Below are 16,166 nucleotides of genomic sequence, written 5' to 3'. Positions count from 1 at the left end.
GGATACCGCGCAACCGGCCGACAGGCGGGAGAGACCGTGACGCATCGCCGACCGCTGCCCCGGGACCTGTTCGACGAGCTGTGCCCGTCCTCGCTGCTGCCGTTCCGGTTCGGCGACAAGTGGGCGGCCCTGGTCATGCGCTGCCTGGAGGACGGCCCGCGCCGCTTCTCCGAGCTGCGCGTGCCGCTGCACCGCGTCACCCCGAAGGTGCTCACGCAGTCGCTGCGCGCGCTGGAGCGGGACGGGTTCGTCTCGCGCACCGTGCACGAGGGGCCGAGGCCGGCGGTGGAGTACGCGCTGACGCCGCTGGGGCGCAGCATGCTGGAGCCGCTGTACGCCGCGTGCGCGTGGGCGGCCGAGCACTGGGACGAGCTGCTCGACGCCCGGGAGCGGCACCCGGCCCCGTGACCCCGCCGGCGGCTCGCCGGTCGTGATTATCACCGAACGTGACCGGACCGGCTGGTAGCGTCGCTGCCGTGGCTCGGTTCAAGGGCTTGCCCGGCGGCGACGGATGGCGGCGCGCGATGACCGCCGCGGCCGTCGTCCTGCTGATCGCCGTCGTCCTGTCCATCGCCGCGATCGCGATCCTGCTCCAGACCGCCGGGCTCGACTGAACGTCGCCGGATTCGCCCCTGTCGTGCGGAGGTGTCGCTCCCCTAAGGTTTGCGGCATGAAAACCATTACTCTGAGTAGTTGGATAACTACTCTAAGACATGATGTTCCGGCATCACTGGTGGTGTTCCTCGTCGCCGTGCCCCTTTCGCTCGGCGTCGCCATGGCGGCCGGGGCGCCGCTCGCCTCCGGCCTGATCGCCGCCGCGGCAGGCGGGATCGTCGCCGGCTGGCTCGGCGGATCTGCCGTCCAGGTGAGCGGGCCGACGGCGAGCCTCACTCTGGTGATCGCCGGGCTGGTGCAGACCTACGGCTGGCGCGCCACCTGCTTCATCACCATCCTCGCCGGGCTCCTCCAGCTCGTCCTGGGGGCGTTCAAGGCGGCGCGCGCCGCGCTGGCCGTCTCCCCCGCCGTCGTGCACGGCATGCTGACCGGCGTCGGCATCATCATCGCCGTGGCGCAGCTCCGCGTCGTGCTGGGCGGCGACCCGCAGCACTCCACCTGGGCCAACCTGGTCGAGCTGCCCGGCCAGATCATCGACGCGCACGGCCACAAGGTCATGGTGGGCGTGCTCACCATCACCGTGCTGCTGGTCTGGGGCCGCACGCCCAAGCACGTCCGGGCGGTCCCGGCGCCGCTGGCGGCGCTGCTCGTGGCCGCGGGCACGGCGTGGGCGTTCGGCTGGGACGTCACCCGCATCGACCTCACCGGCGCCGTCACCTCGTGGCAGCCGCCGCAGATCCCGCAGGGCGAGTGGCAGCTCGTCGCGGTCGGGGTGCTCCTGGTCGCCCTGCTGGCCGGGGCCGAGTCGCTGCTGTGCTGCGTGGCCACCGACGCCACGCACACCGGCCCCCGCGCCGACCTCGACAGGGAGCTGTCCGGCCAGGGCGCGGCGAACGTCGTCAGCGGCCTGCTCGGCGGCCTCCCGGTGGCCGGGGTGATCGTGCGCAGCACGACGAACGTGCGCGCGGGCGCGCGCAGCCGCTGGTCCGCCGTCCTGCACGGCGTCTGGGTGCTGCTCTTCGCGCTCTGCCTGGGCTGGACCATCAAGCTCATCCCCATGGAGGCGCTGGCGGCGCTGCTCGTCTTCATCGGCATCCGGACGATCAGCCTGGGCCACATCAGGAAGGTGCACGGCCACAACGAGGTGCCCGTCTACCTGGTGACCATGCTCGTCGTGGTCGGCGTCGGGCTGGCCGAGGGCGTCGTCGCCGGGCTCGGCCTGGCGGCGCTGCTGGCGCTGCGGCGGCTCACCCGCGTGACCGTGGACAAGCGGCCCGCGCCGGACGGCCGCCTGCACGCGACGATCTCCGGCTCGCTCACTTTCCTCGGCGTGCCGCGCCTGACGCAGGAGCTGCGCGCCATCCCGGCCGGCACCGCCGTGGAGCTGGACCTGAACATCGACTTCATGGACTACGCCGCCTTCGAGGCGCTGCACTCCTGGCGGCTGGACCACGAACGCCTCGGCGGCACGATCACCATCGACGAGCTCCACGACGAGTGGTACACGATGGCGGCCAGCGGGGCCCGCATGTTCCCGGCCAAGAGCCCGCCCCGGGCGGCCCACCACTGGTGGCTGCCGTGGGCGCACCACCGCCGCCTCCCGGCCGTCGCGGCGGCCGGGCAGTGCCGGCTCACGCAGGGGGCCGACGAGTTCCACCAGCACCGGGCGCCGCTGATGCGGTCCATCTTCACCGAGCTGGCCCGCGCCCAGCAGCCGACGCACCTGTTCATCACCTGCGCCGACTCGCGGGTGGTGCCCAGCCTGATCACCTCCAGCGGCCCCGGCGACCTGTTCACGGTGCGCAACCTGGGCAACCTGGTGCCGCGGGCGGGCTCGGACCTGGGCGACAACTCGGTGGCGGCGGCCATCGAGTACGCCACCCGCGTCCTGGACGTGCGGACGATCACGGTGTGCGGGCACTCCGGCTGCGCGGCGATGGTGGCGCTGCTCACCGGCCAGCGCGACCGGCCCGATCTGCCGGAGCTGGACCGCTGGCTGCGGCACGGCGATCCGAGCCTGGCCAGACTCGGCCCGCCGGGCGACGGCGAGCCGCCGCCCGGCGACACGCTCGACAGGCTCTGCCGGCTGAACATCCAGCAGCAGCTGGAGAACCTGCGGACCTACCGCGGCATCGCCGAGCGGGTCGAGGCGGGGCAGCTGGAGCTGGTGGGGCTCTACTTCGACATCGCCTCGGCGCGGGTGCACGTGGTGCCGCCCGCGCCCTCAACGCCCTCGGTGCCCGAGCCCAGCCAGGGCTGACCGCAGGAGGTCACCGTGCCGCGCCCGGCACGGTGACCTTCCGGTCGCGGCGGGGTCAGGCGCTCCAGGCTCCCGCCTGGGCGGCCTCCTTGACGTACGCGGCGAAGGAGCGCGGTTCGCGGCCGAGCGCACGCCGTACGCCGTCGCTGACGTGCTCACCGGCGCCGTCGCGGATCCGGACGAGGAGTTCGGTCACCAGGTCCGCGGCCTCGGCCGGCAGCCCCTGGCCGGTCAGCGCGGCGGTGAACCCGGCCGGCTCCAGGGGCGTGTAGCGGATCTCCCGCCCGGTGGCCTCGGCGATCAGCTCGACGGCGGTGCGGAACGACAGCGCCTCCGGCCCGGACAGCTCGTAGATCTCGCCCGCGTGGCCGTCGCCGGTGAGCGCGGCGGCCGCGACGTCGGCGATGTCGCCGGCGTCGACGAACGCCTCGCGCCCCTCGCCGGTCGGCAGCGCCAGCTCCCCGGCCAGGATCGGCTCCAGGAACAGGTCCTCGCTGAAGTTCTGCGCGAACCAGGCCGGGCGCAGGATCGTCCACTCCAGGCCCGTCGCCCGCACGGCGCGCTCGACCGGCTCCTGGTACGACTCGGCCGCGCCGGCCGGGCCGCGCGCCGACAGCAGCACGACCCGGCGGACGCCGCTCTCCGCCGCCGCGCCGGCGAACTCCGCCACGGTGGCGACCGGGACGGACTCGTGCATCGGGACGAGGTAGACCGCGCCCGCCCCGGCCAGCGCGGGCCGCCAGGTGTCACGGTCGGCGAGGTCGAAGGCGGGACTGCCGGAGCGGGAGGCCGCGCGGACGGGAAGGCCGAGCCGGTCGAGCCGGGCGGCGACACGGCGGCCGGTCTTGCCCCGGGCGCCGATTACGAGAATGGGTGAAACGGACATGCGGCCAGCACATCAGAGGCTCAGGGAGACGATCCATGGCCATCTGTCTCCGTCATATGTGAGATCGTCTCAGCATGGATCTGCTGGAGGACTATCTCGCGGGCGTCCGGGCGCAGGGCGCGGTCTTCTGCCAGTCGGTCGCCGAGCCGCCGTGGGCGGTGCGGTTCACCGATCCGGCGCCGCTGGCGCTGGGCGCGATGCTGCGCGGCGAGTCCTGGATCGTGCGTGCCGGCCTGCCGCCCGTCCGGGTCCGCGAGCGCGGCGTGGTGCTGGTGCGCGGCCTGCGGCCGTTCACCGTGGCCGACCGGCCGGACACCGAGCCCCAGGTGGTGATCGACGGCGCCGACCGGTGCTGGACCACGGCCGGCGGCCCGCAGGCGGCCGGGGCCGAGCTGCTGCTCGGGCCGCGCACGTACGGGTTCAGCGCCGACGGGTCCGACCTGTTCGTCACCGCCGAGTACCCACTGCGCGGCGACGTGTCCGAGCGCCTGCTCAAGGCGCTGCCCGAGGTGGCCGTCATCCCGGCGGAGCCGCAGTTCGCGCCGCTGCTCGACCTGCTGGCCGCCGAGATCGGCGGCCAGGAGCCCGGCCAGCAGGTCATCCTGGACCGGCTGCTCGACCTGCTGCTGGTGCGGGCGCTGCGGGCGTGGTTCGCCCAGCCCGGCGTCGACGCCCCGCCCGGCTACCGGGCCCTGGCCGACCCCCGGATCGGGCGGGCGCTGCGGCTGATGCACGAGCAGCCCGCCCGCCCGTGGACGGTGGCGGCCCTGGGCGCGGAGGTGGGGATGTCGCGGGCGGTGTTCGCCCGGCGCTTCGCCGAGCTGGTCGGGCAGCCGCCGCTGGTCTACCTGCGGGAGTGGCGCATGACGGCCGCCGCCGACCTGCTGCGCGTGCCCGGCGCCACCGTGACCGCCGTGGCCAGGCGGGTCGGCTACGCCGACGGGTTCGCGTTCAGCACCGCTTTCAAGCGGGTACGCGGCGTGCCCCCGAGTGCGCTGACCCGCTGAGCCTGGCCGCCTGCATGGCGCTCAGCCGCCGCACGTACAGCGCGGTGACGACCGCCGCCGGCACCGCCAGCAGGTGCGTGACGAGGATGACCCAGCCGATCGGCTCCAGGTCGTACAGGTGGTACGACTCGTCGTCCACCTCGTACTCCACATCCCCCGGGCGGAAGAACTCCGTCCACGGCAGCCAGAAGACGGGCCAGGTCAGGAAGGTGGCCAGCCACACGGCCCACCAGGCGTGCAGGAGCCCGGCGGGGGCCATCGCCCGGTCGTGCCGGGGCGGGCTGGAGGCGTGCCAGACGTCGTCGGCGATCTGCTTGGGCAGCACCAGGCCGGCCAGCGGGACGAACCAGCCGTACACGGCCATGGCCGGGCGGTAGCGCAGCCTGCCGGGCGCGAGCCGTTCGGCGACCGCCCGCACCCGCGCGAACCAGAGCAGCCAGCACACCACGAGCAGCGCGCCGAGGACGGCCTGGACGACCATCAGCGGGATGGCGACCTCCTCGACGGGGTCGCGGATCTCCTCGTACGCCTCCAGCAGGCCGATCTGCTCGGCGTGCTCGCCGACCGTGAGCTGGTGGATCGCCGCGACCCCCGAGACCAGCGCGAACAGGGCCAGCAGGACGTACACCGCGATCTCGTACCCGGTGGCCGGATACAGCGGGCGGCCGCCGCGCAGGTGCCGCCGCTCGTTGACGAGCAACGGCGGCCCGGTCACCGGGCCGGGCGGCGGCGGGGGCGCCGGCTGTTCGAGCGCGGTCAGCGCCAGGGTCCGGCGATCGGCGATGACCTGGGTGAGCGTCTCGGGCAGCCAGCGCACCGGGCCGGGGCCGTCACCGGCGGAGGCGAGGCCGGACAGCCGGTCCAGCACCTGCTCCAGGCCCGGCCGGGCGGCGGGGTCCTTGGCCAGGCAGGCCGCGACCAGCCCGGCCAGCGGGGCGGGCACCCCGGTCAGGTCGGGGTCGCCGTGCACCACCCGGTAGACGATCGCGTGGACGGGGCCGTCGCCGAACGGGCCCCGGCCGGTGGCGGCGTAGGCCAGCACGCAGCCGAGCGAGAACACGTCCGAGGCCGGCCCGACCGGCTGGGCCGTGGCCTGCTCGGGCGACATGAACGCGGCGGTGCCCAGCACGGCGGCCGTCTGGGTCTGGCTGGTGGCGTCCAGCGCGCGGGCGATCCCGAAGTCGATCAGGCGGGGCCCGTCCTCGGCGAGGATGACGTTGGCCGGTTTGAGGTCGCGGTGCACGACCTCGCTGGCGTGCACCGCGGCGAGCCCTTCGGCCAGCCCGGCTCCCAGCACCGCGACCGACTCCAGCGGGAGCGGCCCGTGCTCGTCGACCGCCTGGTGCAGGGAGGGACCGGGGATGTAGGCGGTGGCCAGCCACGGCGGGTCGGCGTCGGCGCCGGCGTCGACGACCTGGGCGGTGTAGAAGCCGCCGACCTTGCGGGCGGCCTCCACCTCGGCGGCGAAACGGCGCCGGAAGTGCGCGTTGTCGGCCAGCTCCGGGCGCACCGCCTTGACCGCCACCAGCCGCCCGCCGGGAGAGCGGCCCAGGAACACCTGGCCCATCCCGCCCCCGCCGAGCCGCGCGCGCAGCCGGTAGGGGCCGATCTGGATCGGGTCGCCGTCGCGCAGGGGATGAGGCATGACACCGCTTCCGCGTAGAGATCGTCGCCGGGTCGGTGTCATGATGCCAAAACGCCGGACTCCGGGCAGGCGAAACCGGATCGGCGCAAGAAGGATGTGCGGCAAGATGATCACGTCGCCGTGAAGGAGGCCGCTTGCTCGCTTTCGCCTGCGCCGGGTGCGGGGCCGTGCTGACCGCGAAGGTGTCGCGGGTGGAGCTTCCCGACCACGCCGGGCAGAAGTACGGCCACGACCTGGTGCCCGCCCTCCTGGAGCCGGGCACGTACACGGTCGACCCCGGGAACGGGCGGCCGTGGCGGCCGGAGACGCCCGAGCCGGAGGAAGGCGGCGTCCGGCTGCAGACCATCCACCTCGACGGCCCGCCGGGCAGGATCGGGCTCGCGCCGGGCGACGTCCGCGGCACGGTCGTGCTGACCGACCGGCTGGGCGGCTGCTGCTGCGGCTGGGACGGCCGGTACGGCCCGAACCTGGCGTGCGCGGGCTGCGGCGGCGCGGTGGCGACCCGGGTCGACGACTGCGGCTGCTGGCAGGTGGTGTGGCTGGAGCCGGGCGCCGTGCGTCCGGTCGCCGTCGAGGGGCCCGTCCAGCGGGTGATGGACTGGACGGAGCTGCCGGGCACGCCGCCCGTCGAGCCGGCCGGGTGCTGGAGCCCGGTGTGGGAGGCGGGGATCGCGGCGGCGCTGGCCCACCTCATGGTGGCCTCGGAAGGGCGGCGGGTGACCGTGCCCGACGGGCCGGTCGCCCGGGCGTTCCGGCCGGCGATCGACGGCCTGCTCCCCCGGGGCCTGCCGGAGCGGCGTCTCGCCCTGGCCGGGCCCGGCGTGCCCGACCCGGTCGCGGACCTGGCCCTGGTGCCCCGGCATCCGCAGACCGGCGCGGTGTGGCCGGGCGCGACGGCGGCGGCGGTGCCGCTGGCGGCCGGGGTGTGGGCGCGCCTGGCGTTCGCCGACGACCGGCGGCTCCTGCTCGCCTCGTCCCGGCTGCCCGACGGCGTCCGGCGTGACGACCCGCCCCCGCCGCTCCCGCGCCTGCCCTTCCGGCCGGACGGGAGGGTGTTCGCCGGGACGCTGGAGCGGCTGGGGGCGACCCGGGAGCCGTGGCTGCGCCGGATCCACGACCGGGTGAGGGACGTCCCCTTCGAGCCCCCGTTCGGGTAGCCTGCGGGCGCTGCCGTCGCGCCGGAACGTGCTGGTCGTGGCCGTGGCGGGTGCTAACGTACCTGGGTCCGCCGTCGTCCCTGGAGTGTGCATGAGCGACCGTCTCACCGCCTCGATGATCAGCCGGGCGGCCGAGCGGTTGCGCCCCGTGACCAGCCGCACGGCACTGGAGCCCAACGAGCGGCTGTCCGGCCTGGTGGGCGGCCGGGTGCTGCTCAAGCGCGAGGACGCGCAGGTCTGCCGCTCCTACAAGGTGCGCGGCGCGTTCAACCTGATCGCCTCGCTCACGGAGGAGGAGCGGCGGCGTGGCGTCGTCTGCGCGAGCGCGGGCAACCACGGGCAGGGCGTCGCGTTCGCCTGCGCGCGGCTGGGCATCCACGGCCGCGTGTACGTCCCGTCGACCACGCCGAGGCAGAAGCGCGAGCGCATCGCGGCGCTCGGCGGCGACCGGGTGGAGGTCGTGGTGGGCGGCGGCACGTACGACGAGGCGAGCGACGCCGCGCACGCCGACAGCGGCCGTGGCGGGGCCGTCTACGTGCACCCGTTCGACGACGTGCGGACGATGGCGGGGCAGGGCACGGTCGGCCTGGAGATCCTGGAGCAGTGCGGCGAGCCGCCGGGCACCGTGGTGGTCCCGGTCGGCGGCGGCGGCCTGATCAGCGGCATCGCCGTCTGGCTGCGCGAGCACGCGCCCGCCACCCGCATCGTCGGCGCCGAGCCGGCGGGCGCGGCCAGTATGCGGGCCGCGCTGCGGCACGGCGGCCCGATCGCGCTGCCGGAGCTCGACACGTTCGTGGACGGCGCCGCCGTCGGCAGGGTCGGCGAGGCCACGTTCCCGCTGGTGAAAGAGCTGGTGGACGAGGTCGTCGCGGTCGACGAGGGCGCGGTGTGCACGGAGATGCTGGACCTCTACCAGTCCGACGGCATCATCGCCGAGCCCGCCGGGGCGCTCGCGGGCGCGGCGGCGCGCGAGGTGCTGCCGTACGCGCCCGAAGGCCCCGTCGTGTGCGTGGTGTCGGGCGGCAACAACGACGTCAGCCGCTACAACGAGGTGCTGGAGCGCTCGCTCGTCCACATCGGGCTGCGCCACTACTTCCTGGTGACGTTCCCGCAGCGGCCCGGGGCCCTGCGCCACTTCCTGGACGAGGTCCTGGGCGAGGGCGAGGACATCATCGCCTTCGAGTACGTCAAGAAGAACAACCGCGAGACCGGTCCGGCGCTCGTCGGCATCGAGCTGGAGCGGGCGGGTGACCTGGACAGCCTGCTGGCCCGGATGAAGGCCGGTCCGCTCACGGTCGAGCGCATCCCGCCGGGCTCGCCGCTGTTCACCTTCCTCCTGTGAGGCGGGGGCCGCAGATGCCGAGGGCCCTGCCGATCAGGGCGGGATCCTCGGCGGTGTCGAGCAGCGCCATCGCGTAGTCGGCGCGGGAGAGCTGCGCCGAGCCGCCCGTGGCGTTGGCCTCGAAGTCGACGTGCACGCGCCCGGCGGGCGGCTTGTCGTTGAGCATGGTGGCGCGGGCGATGCGCCAGTCGAGGCCGCTGACCTGCAGCATGCCCTCGGCGCGGGCGAGGTCGGCGTACGCCTCGCGGAAGATCAGCCAGGCGAGCGTGACCGCGAGGCGGGGCCTGCTGGCGGGGACGGAGCGGCTGCTCGTCATCACCACCCGCCGGACGCCGTGCTCGCGCATGGCGGTGATGAGGGTGGCGGCGATCCGGCTGCCGCCGACCGCGGCGATGACGGCGTCCTGTCCCTGTACGGCCCGGCGTACGGCGTCGAGGTCGTGCGCGTCGCCCTGGTGCACGCCGGCCAGTTCGGCGGTGCCGGTGAGGAGTTCGGGGCGGCGGGCGAAGGCGGTGATCTCGTGTCCGCGCCGGACGCCCTGGGTCAGCACGTGCTTGCCGGTCCGGCCGGTCGCGCCGATGACCATGATCTTCATGGTGATGCCTCCTTCTATATGGCAGTTTGCACTATAGCGATACTCCTGAGCTATAGTGCAAACTGCACTAAGGAAAGGAGAGTCATGGCACGACGTCCCGACCTGGTCGGCCTGACCGTGCTGGCCATGCTGTCGGTACGTCCCGCCCACCCGTACGAGCTGCACCGGTTCATCCTCGACACGCACAAGGACTACGTGACCGGGCTGCCGCGCAGCCTCTACCACGCGGTCGACAAGCTGGCCGGCGAGGAGCTGATCGTTCCCGTGGAGACCAGCCGCGAGGGCCGCCGGCCCGAGCGCACCATCTACGAGATCACCGGCGAGGGCCGCCAGGAGCTGGCGACCCGGCTCCGGGCGCTGCTGGAGAACCCGGGCGGCGAGCGCCGCGTCTTCACCGCGGCCGTCTCGCTCATCGGCGTCCTGCCGGTGCCCGAGGCGCTGCAGTCGCTGCGCACCCGGGCGGCGGCGCTCGAAGGGAGCGTCACCGCGCTCAACGGCCACCTGAAGGCGCTGCGCGACAGCGGCCTGCCCGACGTGCTGGCGCTGGAGCTGGACTACGAGCGGGCGCTGACCGAGACCGAGCTGGCCTGGGTCAGGCAGCTCATCGGCCGCCTGGAGTCGGGCGAGCTCGGCTGGTCCGACGCCTCCCGGCGCGACCAGCTCGACCAGCTCGACCAGCTCGACCAGCTCGACAAGGTGCTCGACCAGCCATGACCAGACGGCTGCCAGGGTGCGCCAACACCCCGGCAGCCGGACCACCGACAAGGCGCCTGCCCTGCCTGGAGTCGCATCCCCAGGATAGGCGCCGCGACCCTGAGGAGTTGCGCCATGTCCGCCGACGCGGAGATCGTCACCATGCTCACCCGTCTCGCCGGCGCCTGGAACGCCGGCGACGCCACCGCCTACGCCGCCCTCTTCACCGAGGACGCCGACTACATCACGTTCGCCGGCACCGACAGCAGGGGCCGGGAGGAGATCGAGTCCTCGCACCGGTGGCTGTTCGAGGGGCCGCTGAAGGGCTCCACCATGCCCGCCCCGGGCGACGTCCTGGTCAAGCCGCTGGCCGACGGCGCCGTGCTGGTGATCGCGCGGGGCGGCACCAGCGCCGGCGGCGACCTGCGCGACTCGGTCGTCAGCTTCACCGCCGTGCGCACCGCCGAGGGCTGGCGCTTCGCCTCCTTCCAGAACACCCGGGTGGCGTCATGACGAAGAAGACGCTGCTCGCCGAGGTGGCCGGGGTCGTCGAGGCGCCCGTCGCCACCGTGTGGGCCGCCGTGGCCGACGAACTGCTGCCCGACGGCAGGCGCACCGGCCGCTTCACCGTCCAGGACGCCCCCGGTCACACCACCACCGTGGAGGTGTGGGACCGCACCCTCGCCTTCCAGGGCGGCTGGTGGTACCGGGGCGAGTGGAGCGTCGAGCCGCACCCGCAGGGGGCGCTGCTCGTGCACCGCGTCTTCAACGTGGCGCGGGTGGCCCGCTGGGCCGTGCCGCCGGCCAACCGCATGTTCGTCGGCTTCGCCGCCGCGACGCGGACGGCCTTCCTGGACGCGCTCGCCCGGACGGGACGCCGCCTGGGCTGCTCCACCCGCCCGGCCTGACCGGGTACGCCGCCCGCCCCGGTCAGCGGGCGGGCGGCGCCGCGACGACCGGCCGGTTCGCCAGTGGGCTCGAGAAGATCATCGTGCTCGACGGCTTCCCGTAGACGGCCAGCCGGTCGATCAGCGCCTCGAACGCCGCCATCGACGGGACCGCGATCTTGAGGATGCTGCACACGTCGCCGGTGACGCGGTGGATCTCCCGGATCTCCGGCCAGGCGGCCACCTCGGGGTCCCGCAGCACGCACGTCGGCCCGTAGCAGGTGAGCTGCACGAACGCGGCCACCTCCCAGCCGACCCGGCCCGGGTCCACCGCCGCGTGGTAGCCGGTGATCACCCCGGTCTCCTCCAGCCGCCGGATCCGCTCGGCCACGGCCGGCGGCGACAGGTGGACGCGGCGCGACAGCTCGTTGAAGGAGAGCCTCGCGTTCTCCTGGAGCTCGCGCAGCAGCTCCCAATCCATGGCGTCCATCACACGCTCTTTCGTTCACAAGGTGACCTGGCGGATATCCGTACCGAATATAAGGCCGGAGCCGGGAACGGCCATTTCATCGGCATTCCGTCACCCGGTGCCGCCTCGGCATCATGAGAGGACCGACAAAGCGAGAGGAGTGCCGCAATGCCACGCGTACGTCCGGTCTCAGCCGGTGAACGGGCCGAGCGGGCCAGGGCCGGGGGCGGGCTGCCGACCCTCGACTTCGAGCAGGAGACCCCGTACGACTCCTACGTCGGCACCGGCGCCCTCCTCGACCTGCAGCGGCCGCTCAGCGACGCGCCGGGCGAGATGTCGTTCCTGGTGATCACGCAGGTGATGGAGCTGTACTTCAAGCTCATCGCCCACGAGCTGCGCGGCGCCCAGGAGTCGCTGCGCGCCGACCGGGTGCCGGACGCCGTCGCCGCGCTGCGCCGCACCGGCCTGCACCTGGAAGGGCTGAACGGGAGCTGGCGCGGGCTGAGCTGGATGACGCCGTCGGACTTCAACCGCTTCCGCGACCTGCTCGGCGAGGCGTCGGGGCTGCAGTCGAGCATGTACCGGCTGGTGGAGTTCAGGCTCGGGCTGAAGAGCGAGGCGCTGCTGCGGCCGTTCAGGCGCAGCCCCGGCGGGCAGGCGCTGCGGCGGGCGTTCGCCGAGCCGAGCCTGTGGGACGACACCGTCGCGCTGCTCGCCCGGCACGGCCACGACCTGCCCGCCGGCGTGCTCGGCCGCGACCACGCCGCCGAGTACGAGCCGCACGAGGCCGTCGAGCGGGCCTGGGTGGCGGTCTACCGCGACGAGTCCCCCGCCAACCTGCTCAGGTCGCTCGGCGACGCGCTGACCGAGGTCGCCGAGCGGTTCGGCGACTGGCGCTACCAGCACGTGGCGGCGGTGCGCAGGTCGATGGGCGCCAAGCCGGGCAGCGGCGGCTCCAACGGGCTGGCCTGGCTGGAGCGCAGCATGACCCGAGTGGTCTTCCCCGAGCTCTGGTCGGCCCGCACCCACATGTAGACCGGAGGGGATCTTCCGTTCGGCGGGCCGAGCGTCTAACGTCCGGAACGGCCGCGGGCCGCCCGTGCCCGGCCGGTCCGTGAGGAGAACCGCTCGTGCAACTCATGCGCATCGGCGCGCCCGGCGCCGAGAAGCCCGTCGTCCGCGTGGACGACGCCCACTACGTCGACGTCTCCGATGTCACGCCCGACTTCGACGAGCGGTTCTTCGGCTCCGGCCGCATCGCCCTGCTGCCCGAGCGGGTCGCCACCGGCGAGCGCCGGCCGTTCGCCGGGGAGCGGATCGGCGCGCCGATCGCCCGGCCGCACCAGATCCTGTGCATCGGCCTCAACTACGCCGACCACGCCGCCGAGGCCGGGCTGCCGGTGCCGGACGAGCCGATCCTGTTCACCAAGTCGCCCAACACCCTCGTCGGACCCCACGACGACGTGCGCATCCCGCGCGGGTCCACCAAGACCGACTGGGAGGTCGAGCTGGGCGTCGTCATCGGCCGCCGCACCTCCTACCTGGACTCGCCGGACGAGGCACGCGGCGCCATCGCCGGCTACTGCGTGATCAACGACGTGAGCGAGCGCGCCTTCCAGATGGAACGCGGCGGCCAGTGGTCCAAGGGCAAGTCCGCCGAGACGTTCAACCCGGCCGGGCCGTGGCTGGTCACCCCGGACGAGATCCCGGACGTGCGCGACCTCGGCCTGTGGCTGGACGTCAACGGGGTACGGCGGCAGACCGGCTCCACCAAGACGATGATCTTCGACCCGTACGTGATCGTGCACCATCTGAGCCAGTTCATGGTGCTGGAGCCCGGCGACCTGATCAACACCGGCACCCCGCCCGGCGTCGGCATGGGCCGCGACCCGCAGGTCTGGCTGCGGCCGGGGGACGTCGTCGAGCTGGGCATCGACCGCCTGGGCCGCCAGCGTCAGCGCGTCGTCGGACCCCGGTAGTGCGGGCGCTCGTCCTGACCGGGCCGGGCCGGGCCGAGGTCCAGGAGGTCGAGCCGCCCGCCGCCCTGCCCGGCGAGGTGGTGGTGGACGTCGAGCGGGCCGGCGTGTGCGGCACGGACGCCGAGCTGTTCAGCGGCCGGATGAGCTACCTGCGCACCGGCCGGTCCCGGTATCCGCTGCGTCCCGGCCACGAGTGGTGCGGCCGGGTGAGCGCGACCGGCGACGGCGTCGACCCGGCCTGGCTGGGGCGGCGCGTCACCGGCGACACGATGCTCGGCTGCGGCCGGTGCGCGCGCTGCCTGGCGGGCCGCCACCACGTGTGCGCGGACGTGGCGGAGCTCGGGATCAGCCGGGGCCGCCCCGGCGCGCTCGCCGAGCAGGTCGCGGTGCCCGTCACGGCGCTGCACCCGCTGCCCGGCGCCGTGGACCCGGCGGCGGGGGCGCTGGCCGAGCCGGGCGGCAACGCGCTGCGGGCCGTCCGCGCCGCCGCGCTGGAGCCGGGCGAGCGGCTGCTGGTGCTGGGCACGGGGACGATCGGCCTGCTCGTGGCGCTGTTCGCGCGGGCCAGAGGCATCGGCGTCCACCTGATGGGGCGCGACGAGGACTCCCTGGAGCCCGCCCGGCGGCTCGGCTTCGACCGCCTCTGGACCCGGGAGTCACTGCCGCCGGCGCCCTGGGACGCCGTCGTCGACGCCTCCAACGCGGCCGGGCTGCCCGCTCTCGCGGCGCGGCTCGCCGAACCCGGCCGGCGCGTCGTCTGCATCGGCCTGTCCGGCAGCCCGTCCACGCTCGACACGCGGGACCTGGTGCTCAGGGACGTCACCGTCGTCGGCGTCCTCGGCGGGTCCGCCGGGCTGGCGGGGGCCGTCGCCGCCTACGCCGACGGCTCCGTGGACCCCCGCCCGCTCGTGGCCGCCACCGTCGGGCTCGACGAGACGGCCGGGGTGCTCGCGGGGCGGCGTCCGGCCGGGGCCGGGCCCGGGCCGAAGGTGCACATCGATCCCCGGCGCGTCAGGGGCGGCTGAGCGCCCGCTGCGTCAGGCCGTCGAGCCGGGCGCGGGCGGCGCGGACGAGGGGCCGGTCGGCCTCCACGTCCGTGACCGTCATGGACGGCAGCGGCAGGGCGGGCAGGGGCAGCACCGGGGTGAGCGTGAGCGGGACGCCGCCGACCTTGGCGCGCAGCCGGGACACGTACAGGACGACGCCGCCCGACAGGCTCAGCCGGGCGAAGCGCTGCCGGGCGGCCCTGCCGGGGCCGCCGGTCCAGTGCAGGCCGTCGGTGATCTCGACGGCGGACATGGACAGCTTGAGCCGGGCGCCCGCGGGCCGGCGCACCACCTCGATCCGCGCGCCGTGCACGGTCAGCCGCGCGGCCGTGAGGCCGGACCGAGCGGGCTCGGCGGGCCCGGCGGGCACAGCGGGCGTGGCGGGTGTGGCGGGTGTGGCGGGTGTGGCGGGGTGCGGGAGGGCGAGGGCGAAGGCCACGGGGACGGCGGCGAGGGCCCGCAGCGGGTCACGCGCCGGACGCTCCCGGCGGGCGGCGGGGGTCCAGGCGCACAGCAGGGCGCCGCCGGTGAGCCCGGCGAGCATGCCGACGCCGAAGCCGCCGAAGTTGGACGTGACGAAGGACCCCAGCGACAGCGCGATGGCGGTGATCCCGAGGAACACCCGCTGCCCGAGCTGCCACCAGCTCAGCAGCCCGGCGGCGACGAGGAGCAGCCCGGCCAGGTAGCCGGAGATCCCGGCGACGCCCTGCCGGACGAGGAGCGGGAGCGGGGCGAGCGGCGCGAGCAGGATGACGGCCCCACCGGCGATCACCCACAGCCCTCCCCAGAAGGGACGGCTGCGGCGCCACCGGCGGAATCGGGCCATGATCAGAAGCACTCGTGGTCGCCGGGCAGGAAGCTCAGCCGCAGCCCGTTGAGCCGGAAGGTGCCCGCGTTGACGGCGTAGGCGGTCTGCCGCAGGCCGGTGATGCGCACGGTGCCGGCCCGCTGGCCGATGTCGCCCCGGCGGCCGGTCCGCCCGGCGGGGGCGCCGAGGGTGGCGGCGTCGACGCCGATCTCGATGTCGCCGAACTCGGCGTCGCCGGAGAGCTGGTGCAGGTCGATGACCAGGTTCGTGACCTCCACGGGCCGCTCGCCGTCGCCCGCCCTGACCAGGAACGTGACGGGCCCGGCGGGGGTGCGGACGAGCGCGGACTGGCACAGGCCGGTGATCCGCGCCCTGCCGATCACCGAGACGAGGACCGGCCGCTGCCCGGCGGTGGTCGCGGCCACGTCGCCGTACTGGGCGAACCCCTCCCCCACGAGCCGGTCCGCCGACACCTTGAACCGCTCGCCCGACAGCGCGAAGGACGCCGCCACGCCGCCCGTGCCGGTCAGGCCGACGAGGAGCGCGGCCGCCGCCAGCGCGGGGACGAGCACGGCGGCGAAGCGGCGCCACCGGGTGCCGCCCGCCGGGCCGGGCACCGGCTCACCTGACATCACGCCCCGCCTTCGCTCAGGTGCGGTGTGGTCGCCGGAACGGGCGAACCGGCACGCCACAGTATAGAGACCCATCGCACACAATTGACTACTCTCGGCGACACTGGCCAGATTTCCAAAGCCCACCACACCATCCCTTAACGGG

At 74.6% G+C, this 16,166-nt stretch carries 18 protein-coding genes; 12 read left to right on the top strand and 6 right to left on the bottom strand.

Annotation, left to right across the window (positions count from 1 at the left end; translation table 11 throughout):
• Positions 1-36 precede the first annotated feature (36 nt).
• The 3 genes from AB0J53_RS40930 (at position 37) to AB0J53_RS40920 (ending at position 2,875) form a co-directional block, all read left to right on the top strand.
• Positions 37-408, top strand: a complete 372-nt coding sequence (locus AB0J53_RS40930; protein ID WP_364182694.1) for a helix-turn-helix domain-containing protein — start codon at positions 37-39, stop codon at positions 406-408.
• A gap of 68 nt (positions 409-476) precedes the next feature.
• Complete coding sequence (locus AB0J53_RS40925; protein ID WP_219510134.1) at positions 477-614, top strand: hypothetical protein; 138 nt, start codon at positions 477-479, stop codon at positions 612-614.
• A 56-nt stretch (positions 615-670) separates the two neighbouring features.
• Positions 671-2,875, top strand: a complete 2,205-nt coding sequence (locus tag AB0J53_RS40920; RefSeq protein ID WP_364182691.1) for a SulP family inorganic anion transporter — start codon at positions 671-673, stop codon at positions 2,873-2,875.
• A 55-nt stretch (positions 2,876-2,930) separates the two neighbouring features.
• Here the strand turns inward: AB0J53_RS40920 and AB0J53_RS40915 are convergent, their stop codons facing one another.
• On the bottom strand, positions 2,931-3,761 hold the full coding sequence (locus AB0J53_RS40915; RefSeq protein WP_364182688.1) for an NAD(P)H-binding protein: 831 nt from the start codon (positions 3,759-3,761) through the stop codon (positions 2,931-2,933).
• A 74-nt stretch (positions 3,762-3,835) separates the two neighbouring features.
• Between AB0J53_RS40915 and AB0J53_RS40910 the strand changes: the two genes are divergently transcribed.
• Positions 3,836-4,768: an AraC family transcriptional regulator gene (locus tag AB0J53_RS40910; protein WP_219510130.1), complete on the top strand. Its 933-nt coding sequence runs from the start codon at positions 3,836-3,838 to the stop codon at positions 4,766-4,768.
• Here AB0J53_RS40910 and AB0J53_RS40905 read toward each other — a convergent pair.
• Positions 4,725-6,413 carry a DUF4328 domain-containing protein gene (locus tag AB0J53_RS40905; protein ID WP_364182684.1) on the bottom strand — a complete coding sequence of 563 codons (1,689 nt, stop codon included), beginning with the start codon at positions 6,411-6,413 and terminating at the stop codon, positions 4,725-4,727. The genes AB0J53_RS40910 and AB0J53_RS40905 overlap by 44 nt on opposite strands.
• A 134-nt stretch (positions 6,414-6,547) precedes the next feature.
• Between AB0J53_RS40905 and AB0J53_RS40900 the strand changes: the two genes are divergently transcribed.
• Positions 6,548-7,570, top strand: coding sequence for a hypothetical protein (locus AB0J53_RS40900; RefSeq protein WP_364182681.1), 1,023 nt, complete (start codon positions 6,548-6,550; stop codon positions 7,568-7,570).
• Positions 7,571-7,661: 91 nt separating this feature from the next.
• Complete coding sequence (ilvA, locus tag AB0J53_RS40895; protein WP_364182678.1) at positions 7,662-8,912, top strand: threonine ammonia-lyase IlvA; 1,251 nt, start codon at positions 7,662-7,664, stop codon at positions 8,910-8,912.
• On the opposite strand, the gene AB0J53_RS40890 is transcribed toward ilvA, so the two are convergent.
• Positions 8,896-9,507, bottom strand: coding sequence for an NAD(P)H-binding protein (locus AB0J53_RS40890; RefSeq protein ID WP_364182675.1), 612 nt, complete (start codon positions 9,505-9,507; stop codon positions 8,896-8,898). The genes ilvA and AB0J53_RS40890 overlap by 17 nt on opposite strands.
• Positions 9,508-9,591: 84 nt before the next feature.
• Between AB0J53_RS40890 and AB0J53_RS40885 the strand changes: the two genes are divergently transcribed.
• The 3 genes from AB0J53_RS40885 (at position 9,592) to AB0J53_RS40875 (ending at position 11,108) form a co-directional block, all read left to right on the top strand.
• Positions 9,592-10,221 (top strand): PadR family transcriptional regulator, encoded by a 630-nt coding sequence (locus tag AB0J53_RS40885; RefSeq protein WP_364182672.1) that lies wholly within the window; start codon positions 9,592-9,594, stop codon positions 10,219-10,221.
• A 114-nt stretch (positions 10,222-10,335) separates the two neighbouring features.
• A complete protein-coding gene (locus tag AB0J53_RS40880) occupies positions 10,336-10,713 on the top strand; it encodes an SgcJ/EcaC family oxidoreductase (protein ID WP_364182669.1) in 378 nt (125 codons plus the stop codon).
• Positions 10,710-11,108, top strand: coding sequence for a hypothetical protein (locus tag AB0J53_RS40875; protein WP_364182666.1), 399 nt, complete (start codon positions 10,710-10,712; stop codon positions 11,106-11,108). Before AB0J53_RS40880 ends, AB0J53_RS40875 begins: the two co-directional genes overlap by 4 nt.
• A 22-nt stretch (positions 11,109-11,130) precedes the next feature.
• Here AB0J53_RS40875 and AB0J53_RS40870 read toward each other — a convergent pair whose 3' ends face one another.
• A complete protein-coding gene (locus AB0J53_RS40870; RefSeq protein WP_357591083.1) occupies positions 11,131-11,577 on the bottom strand; it encodes an Lrp/AsnC family transcriptional regulator in 447 nt (148 codons plus the stop codon).
• Between the two features lie 147 nt (positions 11,578-11,724).
• On the opposite strand from AB0J53_RS40870, the gene AB0J53_RS40865 reads away from it, so the two are divergent.
• From AB0J53_RS40865 to AB0J53_RS40855, 3 genes are all read left to right on the top strand, one after another.
• Entirely contained in the window at positions 11,725-12,591 is an 867-nt protein-coding gene (locus AB0J53_RS40865; protein ID WP_219510121.1) for a tryptophan 2,3-dioxygenase family protein, read from the top strand.
• Between the two features lie 95 nt (positions 12,592-12,686).
• Positions 12,687-13,535 (top strand): fumarylacetoacetate hydrolase family protein, encoded by an 849-nt coding sequence (locus AB0J53_RS40860; RefSeq protein WP_364182656.1) that lies wholly within the window; start codon positions 12,687-12,689, stop codon positions 13,533-13,535.
• Complete coding sequence (locus tag AB0J53_RS40855) at positions 13,535-14,560, top strand: alcohol dehydrogenase catalytic domain-containing protein (protein WP_364182653.1); 1,026 nt, start codon at positions 13,535-13,537, stop codon at positions 14,558-14,560. Before AB0J53_RS40860 ends, AB0J53_RS40855 begins: the two co-directional genes overlap by 1 nt.
• On the opposite strand, the gene AB0J53_RS40850 is transcribed toward AB0J53_RS40855, so the two are convergent.
• A complete protein-coding gene (locus AB0J53_RS40850) occupies positions 14,547-15,407 on the bottom strand; it encodes a DUF6114 domain-containing protein (RefSeq protein WP_364182650.1) in 861 nt (286 codons plus the stop codon). The genes AB0J53_RS40855 and AB0J53_RS40850 overlap by 14 nt on opposite strands.
• 2 nt (positions 15,408-15,409) lie before the next feature.
• Entirely contained in the window at positions 15,410-16,021 is a 612-nt protein-coding gene (locus AB0J53_RS40845) for a DUF6230 family protein (RefSeq protein ID WP_219510117.1), read from the bottom strand.
• Positions 16,022-16,166: the final 145 nt, after the last annotated feature.

This window comes from Nonomuraea sp. NPDC049725 (genome assembly GCF_040674795.1).
GTDB classification, from domain to species: domain Bacteria; phylum Actinomycetota; class Actinomycetes; order Streptosporangiales; family Streptosporangiaceae; genus Nonomuraea; species Nonomuraea ceibae.
Note: the sequence above shows the minus strand (reverse complement) of the source record. Positions and strands in the feature narration are given on the sequence as shown.

What these genes read in the sequence shown, in the direction of transcription:
- AB0J53_RS40920 (WP_364182691.1), top strand. Translation starts at nt 671, where the DNA reads ATGAAAACCATTACTCTGAGTAGTTGGATAACTACTCTAAGACATGAT.
- AB0J53_RS40915 (WP_364182688.1), bottom strand. Translation starts at nt 3,761, where the DNA reads ATGTCCGTTTCACCCATTCTCGTAATCGGCGCCCGGGGCAAGACCGGC.
- AB0J53_RS40910 (WP_219510130.1), top strand. Translation starts at nt 3,836, where the DNA reads ATGGATCTGCTGGAGGACTATCTCGCGGGCGTCCGGGCGCAGGGCGCG.
- AB0J53_RS40905 (WP_364182684.1), bottom strand. Translation starts at nt 6,413, where the DNA reads ATGCCTCATCCCCTGCGCGACGGCGACCCGATCCAGATCGGCCCCTAC.
- ilvA (WP_364182678.1), top strand. Translation starts at nt 7,662, where the DNA reads ATGAGCGACCGTCTCACCGCCTCGATGATCAGCCGGGCGGCCGAGCGG.
- AB0J53_RS40890 (WP_364182675.1), bottom strand. Translation starts at nt 9,507, where the DNA reads ATGAAGATCATGGTCATCGGCGCGACCGGCCGGACCGGCAAGCACGTG.
- AB0J53_RS40885 (WP_364182672.1), top strand. Translation starts at nt 9,592, where the DNA reads ATGGCACGACGTCCCGACCTGGTCGGCCTGACCGTGCTGGCCATGCTG.
- AB0J53_RS40880 (WP_364182669.1), top strand. Translation starts at nt 10,336, where the DNA reads ATGTCCGCCGACGCGGAGATCGTCACCATGCTCACCCGTCTCGCCGGC.
- AB0J53_RS40875 (WP_364182666.1), top strand. Translation starts at nt 10,710, where the DNA reads ATGACGAAGAAGACGCTGCTCGCCGAGGTGGCCGGGGTCGTCGAGGCG.
- AB0J53_RS40870 (WP_357591083.1), bottom strand. Translation starts at nt 11,577, where the DNA reads ATGGACGCCATGGATTGGGAGCTGCTGCGCGAGCTCCAGGAGAACGCG.
- AB0J53_RS40865 (WP_219510121.1), top strand. Translation starts at nt 11,725, where the DNA reads ATGCCACGCGTACGTCCGGTCTCAGCCGGTGAACGGGCCGAGCGGGCC.
- AB0J53_RS40850 (WP_364182650.1), bottom strand. Translation starts at nt 15,407, where the DNA reads ATGGCCCGATTCCGCCGGTGGCGCCGCAGCCGTCCCTTCTGGGGAGGG.
- AB0J53_RS40845 (WP_219510117.1), bottom strand. Translation starts at nt 16,021, where the DNA reads ATGTCAGGTGAGCCGGTGCCCGGCCCGGCGGGCGGCACCCGGTGGCGC.